The sequence below is a fragment of the Maribacter aquivivus genome, from assembly GCF_900142175.1.
Lineage (GTDB): Bacteria > Bacteroidota > Bacteroidia > Flavobacteriales > Flavobacteriaceae > Maribacter > Maribacter aquivivus.
Map to the genome: position 1 here is coordinate 144,299 of NZ_FQZX01000001.1, position 17,395 is coordinate 161,693.

The window sequence follows — 17,395 nt, forward strand, 5'->3', positions numbered from 1 at the left end:
ATATGGTTCTCCCAACCTCAGAAGAAGATAATCCTTTGGCTACGGATTTGGCGAGAGCGTAGGTAGACGATTTTCAATCTACCAATGGAGGTAATTGGGGCATGGAGAGCGTAAATGCCATGATAAAACATTGGCCTGCCGGTGGACCGGAAGAGGGTGGTAACGTGTACATTCCGATTAATTTACAGTATAGCCCCTATACAGCTGATACAGCTGATACAGCAAGGGAAGTAAGTTTGGCCGGAGGTAGTCCTTTAGAGGACTTTACCAATAGAGGTTATGAAGGAAAATCAGTTAAGACCATCAATGCGACCGATATGCAATTGGTAAAAGATACAAAAGCAAAAATGGGAGACAAACCGGTCATTGTATCAGTAAAAATAGCAAAGCCAATGGTTTTTTCTCAGATAGAAGTTAGCGCTGCCGCAATTCTTGTGCCTATGGGTATTCAAGAACAAGCCTTAATGGAAATTATTACTGGTGCTGCAGAACCGTCAGGCTTGTTGCCATTTCAAATGCCTGCCGATATGTTGACAGTAGAGGCACAATTCGAAGATGTACCAAGAGATATGCAGCCTTACTCAGATTCAGATGGCAATACTTATGATATCGCCTTTGGATTGAATTGGAACGGGGTAATCGAAGATGCAAGGGTGCAAAAGTATCGGTAAAACTAAACCTTAGGGAGGTCACACATTTTAATAATTTCTTTAAGAAAAAAATACATATCGGTCACTCCAAATTTTGGAGCTCATAATAAACGATGTGCTAATTTTAGACAAATGAACTATTTCTAAATCTAAAACTGAAATGAAAATTGAATTTAAAAGAATTAAAATAATCTGAACACCAATTTCTTTTTAACCTAAATTGCAATAAGAATTTATTAATAATCAGAAAACTAAAACTGCATACGTTTTTGCATACGATTTTATAATTTAATAGCGGTTGAGCCCAATAAAACCGTTGGGAATTTTCCATACGAGGAGCTCATAACCCGAAGGTCGCTGGTTCGAGTCCAGTCCCCGCTACTAAGAAAAAGCCACTGAAATTTCAGTGGCTTTTTTTATTTATAAAATTACACATCTGAATTTGGTTTGCCTACCAGAATATTTGCATCGTTGCCGAGATTTCACCCATTCAAATTCGCACGAACTGTAGACCAAAAAGATAATAATGCAGAAGTTGTTTTTTTAGAGAGATCGGCAAGCAAGGTCATGTTGGTAACAAAAGCTTCTTTTGAATCATAATATTCAGAATCATCAACAGGTGCATATAGCGCCATATCCCATTTTGGAAAATATCTTCGTCTTGACGGCCCTTCCCACAATAAATCTAAGGTATGGTGTCTTTTATCATTTTTGATTTTTTCAAATAACTGGAGTACATCCTCCTCCTCGCCTTCTAAAATTTGTACGATACTCTCTTCGAAATACACAAGGCATCCGGTTATTTCTCGAGCATGATTTTTTTTTCCGAGCATCAATGAGAATATTCTCAATTTCATCTATAGTTAATTCTGGTGATATCTTAGATTGGTAGGTTAGTTGAAACATTAATCTTGTACGTATATTTTCACAGACATTAAGTTAATGAAAAAGTTGATCTATTTAATTCGCTTCATCATAAAATAATAATTTTATAATTTTCCTATGGTCATCAACTCTCCCCATTGCGTGGTAAACCTTGGACTGCGATGCTCTTTAATTAATGCCCATTCTTTACTGCGATTGCCTACTGTAGCAACCTTGATTTTATTCTTGCCGTACTTACCATTTAAATTATCGATAAGATTGGTAATAACATCACTCTCGCTCTTATGCGGATTATCGAACATGTTTGTCTGTACCTCGTTTCTGTGTACTAACTGAGTTAGGTTTACGCCTACTTTTTTATATCGATAACCTGGTTTAAATATCTTCTGCAAGCCTTTCAAAGCTTCTTTTGTTAGCTTTATGGTGCTATCTGTCGGTGTATCCAGGTTTATGCTGATACTGTTTCTATACTGCTTATCAATCGCACTATGTTGATTGGTCTGCAATGAGATTTCTAGTTGAGCGGCTAGACTATGTTGCTGCCGTAATAAATCTGCAACCTCTGCCACATAATAACTACAGGCTTCCTCTATAAGCGAATAATCGGAGAGCTTAAATCCGAATGATTTCGCTGTTCCGATACCCTTTTTAGCATTTGCTTCGGTCTCCAATTCTAAACAAGGCACATTATTCAATTCTCGCCATAAACGCTCACCAATTACGGTCATTTCTTTTCTTACCCAAGCTACGGGCATATTAGCAAAATCCAACGCTGTATGTATGCCATTATTTTGAAGACGAATTGCGTGTTTCTTGCCTATTCCCCATATATCCTTCACTTCAAGATTATGTAATAAATGTTGCCTTTTTTGTTCACTATCTACCATATAAACATTGTTGTTCTTCGTGATTTTCTTAGCGTATTTATTGGCTAATTTCGATAACGCTTTTGTCTTTGCAATACCAACCCCAACAGGTATTCCCGTGTTTTTATGAACCGTATCTTTGATTGTATGTGCAATTGCATTGTAGTCATCCACCTTTATGCATCCTAAATCTACCCAACTTTCATCAATACTATATTCTTCTACTCTGGGGGAAAATATCATCAAAGTATCCATCACCCTTCTAGACATATCACTATACAACGTATAATTTGAAGAGAAATAGGTGACATCATTATCATCCAGCAATTTCTTGATTTTAAATATGGGCTGAAACATGGGAATGTCGGTCAACGCCTTTGCTTCCTTATTTGCCGCAATGATACATCCATCATTATTACTTAAAACAACTACCGGTCTGTTAATCAAATCTGGTCTAAAGACTTGTTCGCATGAAGCATAAAAACTATTACAATCTACCAATGCTATCATAGTACCGACTTTATGATATAGGTTAATACTCCCCAAATATTCAGTTCTACGTTATTGGTCTTATCAATTCGAACAATTTTAAAACTATCGTCTACAGCTGCTAAAACAAGTTGATTCAATTTCGGAGTCAACGATTTATCGACAATTAAAACATCGTTCGTAAAAGCATCGAATTCCTTAAATTCATCATCCACCACCCTAATGAAAAATGTTGAAGATGAATTGGATACCAATACGTCGTTCAAATCGATTCGAGGTTCACTATAATGTGTTGCCGGACTCGAAAAACCCGTCTGTGTTGGACTTTTGACCCTATGGTTATTATCAGATTTTTTAATTAACCGCTTATCTTCTACAATCATAATTTTAAATCGTATTCCTATTATTTTCGCTCCCTAACCCAGTGATCGTGTGGAACGTTCCAAAAGCCAAGTACCGGCATTATAAAACAAACTACCCTAGAAGGATATTCATAGTACAGATTAACATCTTGGGTATCGGTCTCGTACTCCACAAAAAAACCATCCATAGCTAATGGTTTGCTTTCCAGCAGTCCATTATCTTTTAATGCACCTTCATAGCGCTCCTTCCCTATCTCTTTAAGAAGGGCTTTTATGCACTTAATATCATAATTTCTAAATACTGTTGTGGACATTGTCCAAATTTCAGGATATTATCCAAATAATTTAATGTAATTTTGAAAATATTATTAACAACGGGTAGAAAAGAGAAAAACCACTTCTAAATGCCAGGTGGTCAATCGCTCTTCATTTAAAAACCTTCTATGAAATGATGAGGATCAATAATTTTAGTATAACTAACAACAGCATATACTATCACCATTAAAAATGATTAAATCATATAATAAACATATCCTCTACTATATTTTATACCGTTAATCATTAACCAATTAGAGTTATGTTTTTAAGCATGACTGCAGTAATTTATAAAAAATTTAGAATCTCAACAGAGCTTTAACCATTAGTGATGAGTCAGTTAACATGAGTACTCTAATTTAATATTAAGACTACATGAGTTTAAAAGAAGAACTTAATAAACAACAGTTAAAAGCTGTTGAATTTTCTGGTAAACATCTTCTAGTACTTGCCGGTGCGGGTACAGGAAAAACACGTACAATAATTGCTAGGGCAGCCTATTTGATTGAAAATGGTGCAAACCCGTCGAAAATACAGATACTCACATTTACCAAGAAAGCTGCTAACGAAATTGTTGAGCGTGTTAAAGCAAGCTTACCTCAATCTAGTGGGCGTTCATTGAATGGTGCTACATTTCACTCTTGGTGTAATCAGTTAATTATTAAATATCCTAACCTGTTCGGGGCAGCCAATTTTACGGTAATTGACCCAGATGATCAATTAGGTTTAATGAAAATGGTTTCTGGTAGCCATAGCGATGTTTATGGTAAGCTTCGAATAAAACCGCAGCAGTTATTAGATGTTTATTCTTATGCCAGAAACACTAAAAAGAATCTGACCGAATCTATACGCACCCTAGTTTATAAAGGCAAAGAAGATAAGGATACCGAGTATGAGATAACTGCTATGAAGCCTAATGTAGAAATTTTACTTAGGGCATATCAAAAGAAAAAGATGGAGCAACATTATCTAGATTATGATGATTTGCTATTAGTGGTATCAACTCAATTAAAATCTAACCCCGAAGCTAGAAAGTTATTATCTCAAGATCTTGATTACTTACTTGTTGATGAAATGCAAGATACCAACCCTTTGCAATGGGAGCTACTTTCGCCATTTATTGATATCTGTAGTTTGTTCTGTGTTGGTGATGATGCACAATCTATCTATTCTTTTAGAGGGGCAGATTTTAGAAATGTGCATCAGTTTAAAGAACGTGTACCCAACTCTGAGGTGTATAAGCTTGAAAAAAATTACCGTTCTACGCAAGAGATATTAGATATTTCGAATTGGTTGTTAGACAAATCGCCCATAGATTATAAAAAACAATTACAGTCTGTACGAGGAAGTGGAGAAATACCTGTATTGTTAAACGTAAGTGATGAATGGCAAGAAGCAAATTGGGTAGCTGATGAGATTTTAAAAAACTATACTGATGAGGACCGAAAATTTAGTGATCATTTAATTTTATCGCGTTCTCAGTATTACACAAAAACTTTACAGGCAGTATTTATAAGAAGAAAAATACCCTATGTCACCTATGGCGGACGCAAATTTTTACAAGCTGCCCATATTAAAGATTTAGTTTCCTTATTGCGAATAGTCAACAACCCTTACGATGAAATTGCCTGGGTAAGATTCCTGACTTTTTGGGAAGGAATTGGTGAAGTAAGAGCTTCTAGAATTATGGCGGTAATTATTGCGGATGAAGGTAAAACCGATATCCCTACCCTACTACAAGGTGCCATACCCGGAAAGGACGGAATCAAGATTGCAGAGCTTTATAATGCCGTTCAAAAAGAGAAAGGTAAAGTGGGTAAAATGGTAGACATTGCCTATGATGCCATGTCGTTAGGATTAGCTTTTAGATATCGAAAAGATTGGATAGAAAAGCGTAAGGGAGATTTTCCTGTTTTAAAACTTTTGGCAAATAGTTACTCGAGCCTAGGTGAATTTATTGGTGAGGGACTATTAGATAATGCTGAAAAGATGAACGGTGCACCTGTGCTAAGTGAATCGCAATTAGAGACCGACGAAGAAAAAGACCATGTAGTTATATCCACCATTCACTCCGCAAAAGGATTGGAAGCAGATGTTTGTATTGTTCTAAATGTTTCTCCAAAGGCATTTCCTTCCGCATGGTCTTTAGATGATGTAGATGCCATTGAGGAAGACCGCAGGGTTTTGTATGTGGCATTAACCCGTGCTAAGAATAGATTGATAATCACCAGAAATACCGCTTCTATATCGGCAATTCATGGTAAATCTATCCCCACAAATTCGGGGCAGAAAGCAGATGACGCAGAAACCTATTTTTTAACGGCTATACCTGACGGATTAATAAAACAAGAAACCATTGGTTACGATTTTAAGCCAGTGAAGGATGCTGCAGAACCAAACAATATGGACTTATCTTCAGGGATGGATTTTAGCTAAATATCAGAAATGTCAGAAAGAAAATTTGCCATTATTTCGATGACCACTTTTGGTTACAAACCAAACCCCTTAAGAATAGTTCAGCTGACTATAAGTAAACTAAATGGGGAATATTATGAACCTATATTTCAAACGAACATTAACCCCGAAGAACGTATACCAAATTACATTCAGCAAAAATCAGGCTTGAACGATAGTTTATTACTCCAAGCACCTACGTTCTCAGAAGTTGCCAATACCATTTTAAGAGAACTTGATGACCACATATTGGTGGGTCATAACGCGTCATTTCTACATTATGCTTTACAATCTGAATTTAAATATTTGGGGTATTCTTTTAAAACTCCCCAGCTATGTTCTGTTCGATTGGCGAAAAAGTTAATACCGAATATGACCAGTTATGAATTACCTTATTTGAGCAGTGTTCTTAATATTCCATACACAGAATCTAATAATTTAGATGATGACAATGCTGCGGTTGCCATATTATTTCAAAGATTGATTTTGCTTGATGACGATGAAATGGTCATCTCCAAATTCTTAGAACCTAAAGTTGAGAAAGAAAATATAGCACCCAAAAATATAGCTTATCAAAAACTAAACTCTTTACCTAACTCCCCCGGCATTTATAAGTTTCAGGATGAAAGAGCTGAAGTGCTTTACGTGGGCAAGGCGAAGGATATTAAAAAGAGGGTGTTGAGCCATTTCTATAACTCGAGCGAGAAAGAAATAACTCTTTGTGATGCCACTTACCACATAGATTTTGAAACTACTGGCAGCGAACTAATCGCCTTATTACGAGAGGCGGACTTGATCAATAAATTAGACCCACCCTTTAATTATATTCAAAAGAAAAGCTATGTCACCTACCATATCGTACCACAAAAAAACAGAAAGGGCATTCTGGAATTAAAAATTGAAAGAAGACCTTTTCAACACTCCCCCACCGAAATATTTTTAAAGCGAGGTGATGCAATCAAACGCTTGATCGAGCTGACCAAAAAATTTAGATTATGTCCGTTACAAACAGGATTAAAAAGTAAGTTGGGCAGATGTACCCATGGCGAATATAATGATTGTGATGGTGTCTGTACTGGGGAAGAAACGGCAGGAATATATAATGAAAAAGTAGAAAGCGCCTTAGAGTACCTCAACAATGAAAATGACAATTATGTACTTTTTGAAAAAGGAAGAACTAAAGAAGAACGTGGTTTTGTTTTAGTTCTTCATGGTGTTTACCAAGGCTTCGGTTTTCTTGATAATTCTCAATCCGTTTCCAGTCTAGAAGATTTAAAAGATATGCTTGACCCTAAAAAACATTCGTACCATACCGCTAAAATTATTTCAAGTTATACTCAGCGAAATCCATGGAAAATTAAGCCCTTGGAAAAAGTAGGATTTTTTTTAAAATCATAACCTGAAAGTCACAGGACGGAGTTTTGTTCTCCATAAAAAAAACTTTTCAGTAAACTGATGGATATTTCTATGCTCCCCTAAATATTTCAAAAACCAAATCTTTGGTCAATGGTCGTCCTTTTGCTTTTTCACGAATAGCATCGAAACTAAACCTAAAGTCGCACCCTGCTTTGTATTCGCTACAGCCATAAGCCGATTTTCCTTTTATGATAACGCCCTTATTACATTTTGGACAATTATTTTCTTCAGAAGTATTCTTTACTTGAACTTTAGCCTTCTTAGGCTCTAACTTTAGCTTAAAGCTTTCATCAAATCTAACCAAACCTTCAACGGAAGCATTATTGACTTTAAAACCTTTTAAATTCACCGTGGATCCTTTTTGAAAAAGTCTTGTATATTGTTTTTCTGAAATAGTTTTTCCTTCAAATTTAAAAGGAATAACAAAATCACAAGTCTTATTAAACTCAGAACAGCCATAAGCTGATTTTCCTTTTCGAATGGTGCCTTTCTTACATTTAGGACAAACCTCTGATGTTATTCCTGTGGCCTTTTTAATAGCTTTTTTCTTAGAAGCCGCTGCTGCCGGTTTATTATTTACAGCTGAAATATTAGCCTTTCTGGTTTCACTTCGAACTTCGTAAACCAATTGATCCACCATTTGTTTCATCTGCTTGATAAAACTACCTGCACTAAACGTACCTTTTTCTATATCTTTTAATTGCTTTTCCCATTTACCGGTAAGCTCGGCAGACTTCAACATTTCATTTTGAATGGTATCTATTAACTGAATACCTGTAACTGTCGGTATCACTTGTTTTTTATTTCGCTTTATATATTTTCTACGAAATAATGTTTCAATTATATTGGCACGGGTAGAGGGTCTACCAATACCGTTTTCTTTCATTAGCTCACGAAGTTCATCGTCATCGACCTTTTTACCTGCAGTTTCCATCGCACGTAAGAGTGAAGCTTCTGTATATTGCTTTGGTGGCTTCGTTTGCTTTTCTAAAAATGAAGGTTCGTGTGGTCCTTTTTCGCCTTTCTTAAAAGTTGGCAATATTCCCGGTTCTTTTGACTGTGAATCAGGTGTTTCGAAAACAACACGCCACCCTTTTTCTAAAATCTCTTTTCCGGTGGTTTTAAACTTTACTGTTTCTGCTTTACCGATTACAGTTGTATTAGAAACTTTACAATCTGGATAGAACACCGCAATAAAACGACGAACTATTATATCATAAACCTGCTGCTGGTTGTATTGCAAGTTCATTTGTTGACCGGTAGGAATAATAGCGTGGTGATCTGTAACCTTACTATCGTCAAAAACTTTTTTGGTTTTCTTTAATTTCTTACCATCAAGAGGCTTTGTTAGCGTATCGTACTTCGTGAGGTTCTTAAGTATTCCTGGTACTTTTGGGTACACATCATTAGGTAAAAATGTAGTATCTACTCTTGGGTAGGTTACTACTTTTTGCTCATATAATTTCTGAACAATCTTTAACGTCTCGTCTGCACTAAATCCAAATTTGGTGTTACAATACACTTGTAACCCTGTTAAATCAAAAAGCTTTGGTGCATATTCATTACCTGCTTTTTTTGTTGTAGATACAATTTCGAAATCGTGCTCTTTTACAATATTGGCAAGTTTCTCACCATCTTCTACTTTTAGAAAACGTCCTTCTTCATAACTGAACAACGTCTCGCGATATAATGTTTGTAGCTCCCAATAGGGTTGTGGCTTAAAATTCTCTATCTCTTTAAACCGGTCTACCAACATAGCCAAGGTTGGTGTTTGTACACGCCCAACAGATAACACTTGTTTGTAGCCGCCATGTTTTAAAGTGTATAAACGAGTAGCATTCATACCCAAAAGCCAATCGCCTATAGCACGAGAAAAGCCTGCATAATATAAATTATCGTAATCTGTAGATGATTTTAAATTATTGAAACCTTCTTTTATAGCTTCCGTGGTAAGTGAGGAAATCCAAAGTCGTTCAACTTTACCTTTGTAGTTCGCTTGATTTAATACCCAACGTTGTATTAATTCTCCCTCTTGCCCGGCATCACCACAGTTTATAACCACATCTGCCTTATCAAATAATTGCTTTATAATTTTAAACTGTTTTTGAATACCAGAATCTTTTGTCACTTTGGTTTCAAAATGTTCGGGTAACATTGGCAGATTATTTAAATCCCAACTTTTCCAATGCGGTTTATAATCGTTTGGCTCTTTAAGTGTGCAAAGATGTCCGAAAGTATAGGTTACTGCATAGCCATTGCCTTCGTAATAACCATCATGTTTGGTATTTGCCCCAAGAACGGAAGCTATTTCTCGAGCTACAGATGGTTTTTCAGCAATACAGACTTTCATTTTATGTGTTGAAAATTAAAAAATTTAGGCATGAATATCGCCGAAGCAAATAACATATAATAATTTGAAACCGTCCAAGGTATGTATGAACTGAAAACTCATAACTGTCGGACATTATTATATGGACAAATATATAAATTGTTTGTCATAGGTAATAGTATATAAAAAGCTTCTAAAACTGAGTTTTAGAAGCTTTTTTATTCTGTTACTTAGCAAATATAAAAACATGCTAATTACGCAGAGTTTATAAAGAAAACTTCCCTAATAAGAGATGTAGGGTAGTTTTTACTTTTATTTAATCTCTTAGTACGTTAACGTATTGTAACCGTTTGCCTGTAGTTGCAATACGCGTACTGAGGCTGTTGGGGTAACATCGAGACCATTAAAAAGTGTTTCTTCTGCTACACCTAGTTTTTCCATAGCAACACTGCATACACTTACCTTTACCTTACCCTTATATTTTTCAAAAAACTCTTCAAGCTCTGAACCTTTTACCAATTGGGTCACAACTTTACCTTTAACCACAATTTCGTATTCCTCTATTTTTACGCCGTTTTCAATAAGAAGGTCATACATACTTAGCACTCCCTTAAAATGCCTTTCCGTGGTAAGTATAAAACCATATTTAGGTGTTTTCTGTAAATCTGCAACAGCTTGTTCATCTATTTTTTTTTGACCGTACACTTCTGTGCCACTAGCAATCATTACCACTACTACTAAAAGAGTTCGTAAAATATTATTCATAATTTCTATTTTGATGGGTGTATCTGTTAACTAAAAATACAGAAAATTAATTCTAAGTATTGATTTATAGATTATAAAAAATGGAATCGTTTATTGGCTTTACATAATACTACTAAACGACTATAAAAATACCAGTAAAGTTCACATCATTTACCATAAAACAACGAATTCATTTTTCAACACCTCTTCATCATTCTTGTACGGTACTTTTTTCAAAGACTTCGACAATAGCTCTCTCAATTCTTTTAAAGAAGATGATTTTTTCAAGAACTGATTAGCCCCTTCTTCTTTAAGCTGATTCACTTCTCTATCCCTATAAATTGAAGAATAGGCTATGATGTATATATCCTTAAATTTTTTAAAATTTCTGATATCAACAAGACACTCAAAACCGTCCATAATAGGCATATATAAATCTAAAAATATTACGTGAGGTAAGGTTACATCAGAAAATAATCTATCCATTAAATCGACGCCATTGTCAAATTGAGATACTTCTGTATCTATATCTATACTCTTCAATGCATCCATAAAAAAATCACGGTCGTCAAAATCGTCATCCGCAATATATATTTTCAGTTCTTCCATTCTTTCTATATAAGTCAGTATGTCTTTCAAAATTATATAGAAATATTTAATAAAATTCTACCAATAAAAATGAATAATGACTCAAAAGCTTATAATTACAAAATATGCTCTATTAACAACAAACTGAAAATCAGTTATTTAATTATTATATTTATTAATAAGTGCACAAAACATTTACTCCAATAATATGATTCGGATTACCTATTCTAATTAAAATTATCATGCCCTATTTTGTTCAATAAATTCTTTGCAGCTAGCCAAAATCTTTTAGAAGTTGGATTGGGAATAACCGACATATCGGGAATTTCAAATTCGGGACTAACCATTAACTTAATATATTGAAAAGCTTCGTTTGGAAGTTTATCGGAGAGGTACGCCATACTCCATGTATCAAACTCCCTTGAATAAATATTACCCTGAGATAAAAGTATAACTTCATAATGCCGAATATCTACCCTTATCTTCTCAAATAATGCCAAGACTATTTCGGCATCGCCTTCTAAATATTGCACAAAAAATCCATCATGATAAATAAGACATCCTGTAATATCATGTTTGTCATTAAAATCTCTTGATTCCTTTAGAATTTCATCAACTTGAGCAGTTGTTAGGCTATTGGCAATTGACTTATACACAAGATTGTACATATATTTTGGTATATAGATCTACTTAAAACAGTTATTAAGATACCAACTTTCAATGAATTACACCTGTTTTCCAGTGTTATTTTTCTTACAAAAATTATTTACCATTAGATTTTTCTGGAACTACAATAAACAACAATCAATACACCCTAAGAGTCAATTTTAAATGTGATAGCGACTATAGAAATTTATTTTAAGTCATAATTTTCGATGGAATCTGAAAATACGAAAATCATGAAAAATAGAATTATAGTTACCCTAGCATTAACTGCCATTTTAAACGCATGCTCGAGTACTAAAAAGACAACTTCGAACAATACGGAAGCAACAACTGAGCAGATGAATACTGCACAAATTGAAACGAAGGCAAAATCAAAAGAAAGTAGTGGTAACGAATCAGCTATAAATCAAAAGAGTACAACAGAACATGTAAACGCCTCAACTGATGCTATGAACAATGTAGCGACTAAAAATAGCTTAGGTACCGAGTATTCAAAAATGTTTACCGCATTAGAAATGAGCGAAAATCAAATCAGCATTTTCAAATCTTCTATGGAACGCTTTAAAACAAAACAGGCAAATTTGGCTAGTGGCGAAATGTTAGGCAGCATAGAAAGTGAGCGTACACGACAGATGGAAAGTATTTTGTCTAGCGCACAGTATGCAAAATACGAGCAATGGTTAGCAGACAATCAATAAATAGCCAATTCATATTCATGAATTGCATCAATTCTAAAAGGTATGCAACAAAGCTTTTGAAAGAACCTCATATACCTTTACAGCATACTAATTATAAAATAATATTACCATGATAAAACCCACAACAGAAGTACCTGATTTAAAAATACCTTTGATTAACGATACACAATGGAGCTTATATGACCAAGCTAGTACATCTTTTACTATGATCGTTTTTTATAGAGGATTGCATTGCCCAGTCTGTAAAAATTACTTGGAAGATCTAGCAACAAAATTGAAAGATTTTAGCGATAGAGGTGTTCATTTAATCGCCATTAGTAGTGATAGTGAAGAAAGAGCTAAGAAAGCAGGCAAAGAATGGAATGTACCTGAACTACCTATTGGTTATAATTTACCTATTGAGACTGCTAGAGAATGGGGATTATATGTATCTAAAAAAACATCGGACAAAGAACCAGATGAATTTTCAGAGCCTGGGTTATTTTTAATTCGACCTGATAATACCCTCTATGCAAGTGCTATTCAAACAATGCCATTTGCCAGACCTCATTGGGACGATATTTTGAACGCAATAGATTACGTCAACAAAAACAACTACCCTGCAAGAGGTGGTGAGTAGAATAAATTTCTAGAATACTTTACATAAAAAAAGGTGATTAGTACTGTTATATCCCTAATCACCTTTTTTATATTATCTATTTAGATAAGTCAATTACATATTATCTAACTTCCATTTTTCGAATTTAACTTTAGCTTCATCACTTACCATTGGGTACAACCCTATCACAGGTTCTCCTCCTTCTACCATTTCCAAAACGAAATCTTCATATAAGGTCATCTGAATACATTCATCTGCAACCTCATCGGCAAGATGTGCCGGTATTACCATTACTCCGTCATCATCTCCGAGTATAATATCACCAGGAAAAACTGCTACATCGCCACAACCAATAGGATCATTTATAGCTATAGCTTGGTGCAATGTTAAATTGGTAGGTGCCGTAGGTCTATTATGATATGATGAAAAATCTAAATCGGCAATTTCGGCGGAGTCTCTAAAGCCACCATCGGTAATTATACCTTCTGCTTTTCTAACCATTAATCGTGTTACCAAAATAGATCCTGCAGATGCCGCTCTGGCATTTTGCCTACTATCGATTACCATAACACTACCTTCTGGGCATTCTTCTACCGCTACCCTTTGTAAATGCTTTGGATCTCTAAAAACCGTAATAGGATTCAGATCTTCGCGAGCAGGTATGTAACGCAAAGTATACGCCTCGCCCACCATAGTAGGTCTGCCTAATTTTAAAGGTTTTACGTGTTGTATGAACTGATTTTTTAATCCTTTTTTAAATAAGCAGGTTGCAACGGTTGCCGTACTAACCTTTCTTAATTTATCTTTTGTTGCTTTAGCTATTTTGGTCATTCTATTTGATCTGAAAATTTATATTATTCCGCTTTTTTCCATGCTTCTTTGATAAAGGTTAAATCCTTTTTCATCTTAGCGAACACTTCTTTTTTATCAATTGTGATGTTCGACGCGCCGTGCTCGGCTCCACCGAGATCATATTCTAAATGTAATGATATGGGAACGTTTATCTTATACTTTTTAAGTAAAGAAAAGTACCGATTAAAATCTACCATACCTTCCCCTAAAGGGGTATTAATAGGCTCCCACATTCCACCTTTCTTTCCCCATTTAAAATCTTTTACAACTATAGATTTAATGTACGACTGAATGCGTCGCAAATCTAGCTCCCAACTTTTGCCTCCCTCTACTATTGCATGCCTTATATCATACTGACATCCTAAATATTCTTTATTCGTTTTTGAAAAAATCTCAGGCAGATCCCAAATCGGCGCTCCAACGTGATTGCCTGCATGATTTTGATAGCATCCAATTAATCCTAACTCTTTATTTAAGTCTTCTAAATTTTTAGCTTGTGTAGCAAATTCTATAAGACTTTCTTCTATGGATATATCTTCAGGATAACTTAACCAACCTGTTCTATAATATTCAAATCCCAATGAGCTAGCTGACTTTATAACTTTTTGCTGACTGGCATCTGTAATATCCCAAACATTTGTGGTCATCATCTTGGGCTTCAATCCATATTTTTTCATGGTTTCTACTGCCGCTGGTAAATCTTCATCTACCCTGTCTGGTAAGACATGACCTTTTGGGCGAACCGTTAAATCTAACCCATTGAAACCCATTTCTGCCGCAGCAGCAGACATCTCATTATAATCAAGAAATTGTAAGTGTTTAGAGAATAAGTGTACTTCAATAGCATCATCTGCAGTGAGCATTGGTTTTAGCAAATCACTATCTAATTGTACCAAAGGTATGCCTGCCAATGCCATAGCTGACTTTTTTGTGAAATTTCTTCTAGAAATACCTTTTTTATCTTCTCTCATTTTTAATATCTCTTTTGTATTTTATCAATAGGTTTTGTGTTAATTAGTTGCCATTCTTACAAATATATGTATTTTTGGTCAACCAAACTGGTTAACCAGTTTACCGTGATTGCAATATAAATCACATACCTAAGACCTACATTTAGTTTCAAATCAGTTTAACAACACAGATAATGAAAAAGTATTTTCTACTATTAGCTTCCGTTTTTCTACTAATCTCTTGTAGTGAAAAAGCAATTAACAATGCTATCACCGTAAACGATATTACAGAGTTAAATACAGCAATATCTGAAGCAAAACCTGGCGACGATATTGTTATGGCCAATGGAGACTGGAAAAATGTGAATATCAAATTTATAGCCTACGGAAAAGAGAAAAGCCCCATTACTTTACGTGCAGAAACGCCTGGTGAAGTTAGAATTACCGGCACATCTGACCTGAAACTTGCCGGCGAGTATTTAATTGTTGATGGGCTGCACTTTACTAATGGATCATCTCCTTCTTCAGCTGTTATCGATTTCGGTATTAGTGAAGACTCGGTCGCAAATCATTGTAAGATTACCAATTCTGCTATTATAGATTTTAACAAAGCACAGCGAAACCAAACAGATTTATGGGTTTTATTTAAAGGTCGACACAATGAGCTTGACCATTGCTACATTGCAGGAAAATCTAATAGAGGACCAACGGTTAGAATTGATTTAGCAGGCAATAATAGTATTAAAAACTACCATAAAATTACTAATAACTATTTCGGACCTCGACCACCTAAAGGCGGACCTAGTGCCGAGACCATTCAACTTGGTAATAGCTTTACCTCTATGGCCCCTAGTTATACTTTGGTTGAAAATAACTTTTTTGACCACTGTAATGGTGAAGTAGAAATTATCTCTAGTAAAACCAATTTCAATGAGTTTAGAAACAATGTGTTTTATAAAAGTGAAGGTTCTCTAGTTACAAGACATGGTAACTACTGTATAATTGATGGTAATGTTTTTATTGGGGATGAAAATTCTGAACAAATAGGTGGTATTAGATTAATAGGAACGGGACACTGGGTAACTAATAATTACTTCTACAATTTAAACGGACAAACATTTAGGAGTCCGCTTGCTGTAATGAACGGTATTCCAAAATCTCCATTAAATAGATATTTACAAGTTACAGATGTTGTTGTTGCCAACAATTCTTGGGTAAATTGTGTATCGCCTTGGCAATTTGGAGTAGGGTCTAATATTGACCAAAAAGATATTTTACCTAAATCTGAGATTAGATCTGCGACACCTATACGAACTATTGTAGCAAATAACCTTATTTACAATAATAAGGGCGATAAGCAACCTATAGTTGAGCACGACTCTATTAACGGTATTGATTTTAGAAGCAATGTCATCAACAATCAAGGTGTGATGTTCAAGGCTGTTGACGGACTTACACAAAAAGATTTTGGAACAGCTGTAGCCGACGGAGATATTTTAATGCCCGATAATTCATTAGCTGACTTTGAACTTTATAACGGATTTGAATTTAACCAGATCACTGCCGATTTATTCGGGAACTCTAGAGCTGACAAAAATTTGGTTGGTGCTGTAACAGGTAAACCAGTGAACAAAAAAGATATGATGGATGTATCTCAATATGGTCCTGATTGGTATTCTAACACAACTTCTAAGAACGAATCAAACAAAACACATTCTGCTAGTTCTAGTGAAGAACTTATCAGTGCAATTACAACTGCAACCAGTGGAGATACGATTATCTTATCTGCCGAGCGTTACGATTTAAGTTCTCCATTAAAAATTGACAAGACCATTACAATAATGGCCGCTACATCAGATGCAAAAGCCATTATTCAATATAAGGGAGCATCTGAAACTCCGGCATTTGAAATGAATCCTAAAGGGCAACTTACACTTAAGAACATTAAACTTATTGGAAATAAGGAACAGTATGCTTTTGCCAGTTTAAAAAACAATATGTCTAGCCTTTACAACCTTACTGTTGTTGACTGTGAAATATCGAATTTCGATTATGTTTTAAAAGCTTACAAACTTTCGTTCTCTGAGTATATTACTTTTAAATCTACGCAAATTAAAGATTGTGCAAATGGTTTAGAACTATCTGAAGAAACAGATGACAAAGGCGAATACAATGCCGAGAACATTACAATTGACAACTGTCTGTTTGATGGTGTTGCGAGTAATGTGGTCGACTATTATAGAGGAGGCTATGATGAATCTACCGTTGGTGGTAATTTAATAGTGACCAATAGCACATTTACACATTGTGGATCAAAAGCTGAAGAAGGACTACTTCTTAATACCTATGGCATTATCAATGTAAACCTGGCTAACAATAAGTTCATTGACAACCCTATAAAATTAGTTGCTCGTCTTTGGGGTGCAAAAAACAACAGATATTCAGATAACGAAATAAAAAACTCAGGTAAGATACTAGTTGAAGAAAATTTACCTCTAAAACTGATGTATTAATCTCGCACTAGCAAAAACAA

At 35.0% G+C, this 17,395-nt stretch carries 16 protein-coding genes; 6 read left to right on the forward strand and 10 right to left on the reverse strand.

Features of this window, described 5'->3' with window-relative positions; translation table 11 throughout:
* Nucleotides 1-101 precede the first annotated feature (101 nt).
* Nucleotides 102-671 carry a glycoside hydrolase family 3 C-terminal domain-containing protein gene (locus tag BUC31_RS00610; protein ID WP_073240439.1) on the forward strand — a complete coding sequence of 190 codons (570 nt, stop codon included), beginning with the start codon at nucleotides 102-104 and terminating at the stop codon, nucleotides 669-671.
* 461 nt (nucleotides 672-1,132) lie between these two features.
* On the opposite strand, the gene BUC31_RS00615 is transcribed toward BUC31_RS00610, so the two are convergent.
* From BUC31_RS00615 to BUC31_RS00630, 4 genes are all read right to left on the reverse strand, one after another.
* On the reverse strand, nucleotides 1,133-1,507 hold the full coding sequence (locus BUC31_RS00615) for a BLUF domain-containing protein (protein WP_084134915.1): 375 nt from the start codon (nucleotides 1,505-1,507) through the stop codon (nucleotides 1,133-1,135).
* 132 nt (nucleotides 1,508-1,639) lie between these two features.
* On the reverse strand, nucleotides 1,640-2,911 hold the full coding sequence (locus BUC31_RS00620) for a Y-family DNA polymerase (protein WP_073240441.1): 1,272 nt from the start codon (nucleotides 2,909-2,911) through the stop codon (nucleotides 1,640-1,642).
* On the reverse strand, nucleotides 2,908-3,273 hold the full coding sequence (locus BUC31_RS00625) for a S24 family peptidase (protein ID WP_073240442.1): 366 nt from the start codon (nucleotides 3,271-3,273) through the stop codon (nucleotides 2,908-2,910). Before BUC31_RS00625 ends, BUC31_RS00620 begins: the two co-directional genes overlap by 4 nt.
* Before the next feature lie 20 nt (nucleotides 3,274-3,293).
* Nucleotides 3,294-3,566, reverse strand: coding sequence for a hypothetical protein (locus BUC31_RS00630; RefSeq protein WP_073240443.1), 273 nt, complete (start codon nucleotides 3,564-3,566; stop codon nucleotides 3,294-3,296).
* A gap of 376 nt (nucleotides 3,567-3,942) precedes the next feature.
* On the opposite strand from BUC31_RS00630, the gene BUC31_RS00635 reads away from it, so the two are divergent.
* Nucleotides 3,943-6,003, forward strand: a complete 2,061-nt coding sequence (locus BUC31_RS00635) for an ATP-dependent helicase (protein WP_073240444.1) — start codon at nucleotides 3,943-3,945, stop codon at nucleotides 6,001-6,003.
* A 9-nt stretch (nucleotides 6,004-6,012) separates the two neighbouring features.
* Nucleotides 6,013-7,419, forward strand: a complete 1,407-nt coding sequence (locus BUC31_RS00640; RefSeq protein ID WP_084134916.1) for an exonuclease domain-containing protein — start codon at nucleotides 6,013-6,015, stop codon at nucleotides 7,417-7,419.
* A 67-nt stretch (nucleotides 7,420-7,486) separates the two neighbouring features.
* Here the strand turns inward: BUC31_RS00640 and BUC31_RS00645 are convergent, their stop codons facing one another.
* The 4 genes from BUC31_RS00645 to BUC31_RS00660 all read right to left on the reverse strand — a co-directional run bounded on the left by BUC31_RS00645 (nucleotide 7,487) and on the right by BUC31_RS00660 (nucleotide 11,766).
* The gene (locus tag BUC31_RS00645) at nucleotides 7,487-9,787 is read right to left on the reverse strand and encodes a type IA DNA topoisomerase (protein WP_073240446.1); all 2,301 of its coding nucleotides are present in this window, start codon (nucleotides 9,785-9,787) and stop codon (nucleotides 7,487-7,489) included.
* 303 nt (nucleotides 9,788-10,090) lie between these two features.
* A complete protein-coding gene (locus BUC31_RS00650) occupies nucleotides 10,091-10,531 on the reverse strand; it encodes a DsrE family protein (RefSeq protein ID WP_073240447.1) in 441 nt (146 codons plus the stop codon).
* A gap of 150 nt (nucleotides 10,532-10,681) precedes the next feature.
* On the reverse strand, nucleotides 10,682-11,149 hold the full coding sequence (locus BUC31_RS00655; RefSeq protein WP_139251877.1) for a response regulator: 468 nt from the start codon (nucleotides 11,147-11,149) through the stop codon (nucleotides 10,682-10,684).
* A 176-nt stretch (nucleotides 11,150-11,325) separates the two neighbouring features.
* A complete protein-coding gene (locus BUC31_RS00660; protein ID WP_073240449.1) occupies nucleotides 11,326-11,766 on the reverse strand; it encodes a BLUF domain-containing protein in 441 nt (146 codons plus the stop codon).
* Between the two features lie 231 nt (nucleotides 11,767-11,997).
* Here BUC31_RS00660 and BUC31_RS00665 point away from each other — a divergent pair, with 231 nt between their 5' ends.
* Nucleotides 11,998-12,462: a hypothetical protein gene (locus BUC31_RS00665; RefSeq protein WP_139251878.1), complete on the forward strand. Its 465-nt coding sequence runs from the start codon at nucleotides 11,998-12,000 to the stop codon at nucleotides 12,460-12,462.
* Nucleotides 12,463-12,571: 109 nt separating this feature from the next.
* Entirely contained in the window at nucleotides 12,572-13,081 is a 510-nt protein-coding gene (locus tag BUC31_RS00670) for a peroxiredoxin-like family protein (protein WP_073240451.1), read from the forward strand.
* A gap of 93 nt (nucleotides 13,082-13,174) precedes the next feature.
* Here the strand turns inward: BUC31_RS00670 and BUC31_RS00675 are convergent, their stop codons facing one another.
* Entirely contained in the window at nucleotides 13,175-13,891 is a 717-nt protein-coding gene (locus tag BUC31_RS00675; protein WP_073240452.1) for a ribonuclease activity regulator RraA, read from the reverse strand.
* Nucleotides 13,892-13,914: 23 nt separating this feature from the next.
* Nucleotides 13,915-14,883, reverse strand: coding sequence for a sugar phosphate isomerase/epimerase family protein (locus BUC31_RS00680; protein ID WP_073240453.1), 969 nt, complete (start codon nucleotides 14,881-14,883; stop codon nucleotides 13,915-13,917).
* A gap of 173 nt (nucleotides 14,884-15,056) precedes the next feature.
* Between BUC31_RS00680 and BUC31_RS00685 the strand changes: the two genes are divergently transcribed.
* Entirely contained in the window at nucleotides 15,057-17,375 is a 2,319-nt protein-coding gene (locus BUC31_RS00685) for a chondroitinase-B domain-containing protein (RefSeq protein WP_073240454.1), read from the forward strand.
* Nucleotides 17,376-17,395 lie beyond the last annotated feature (20 nt).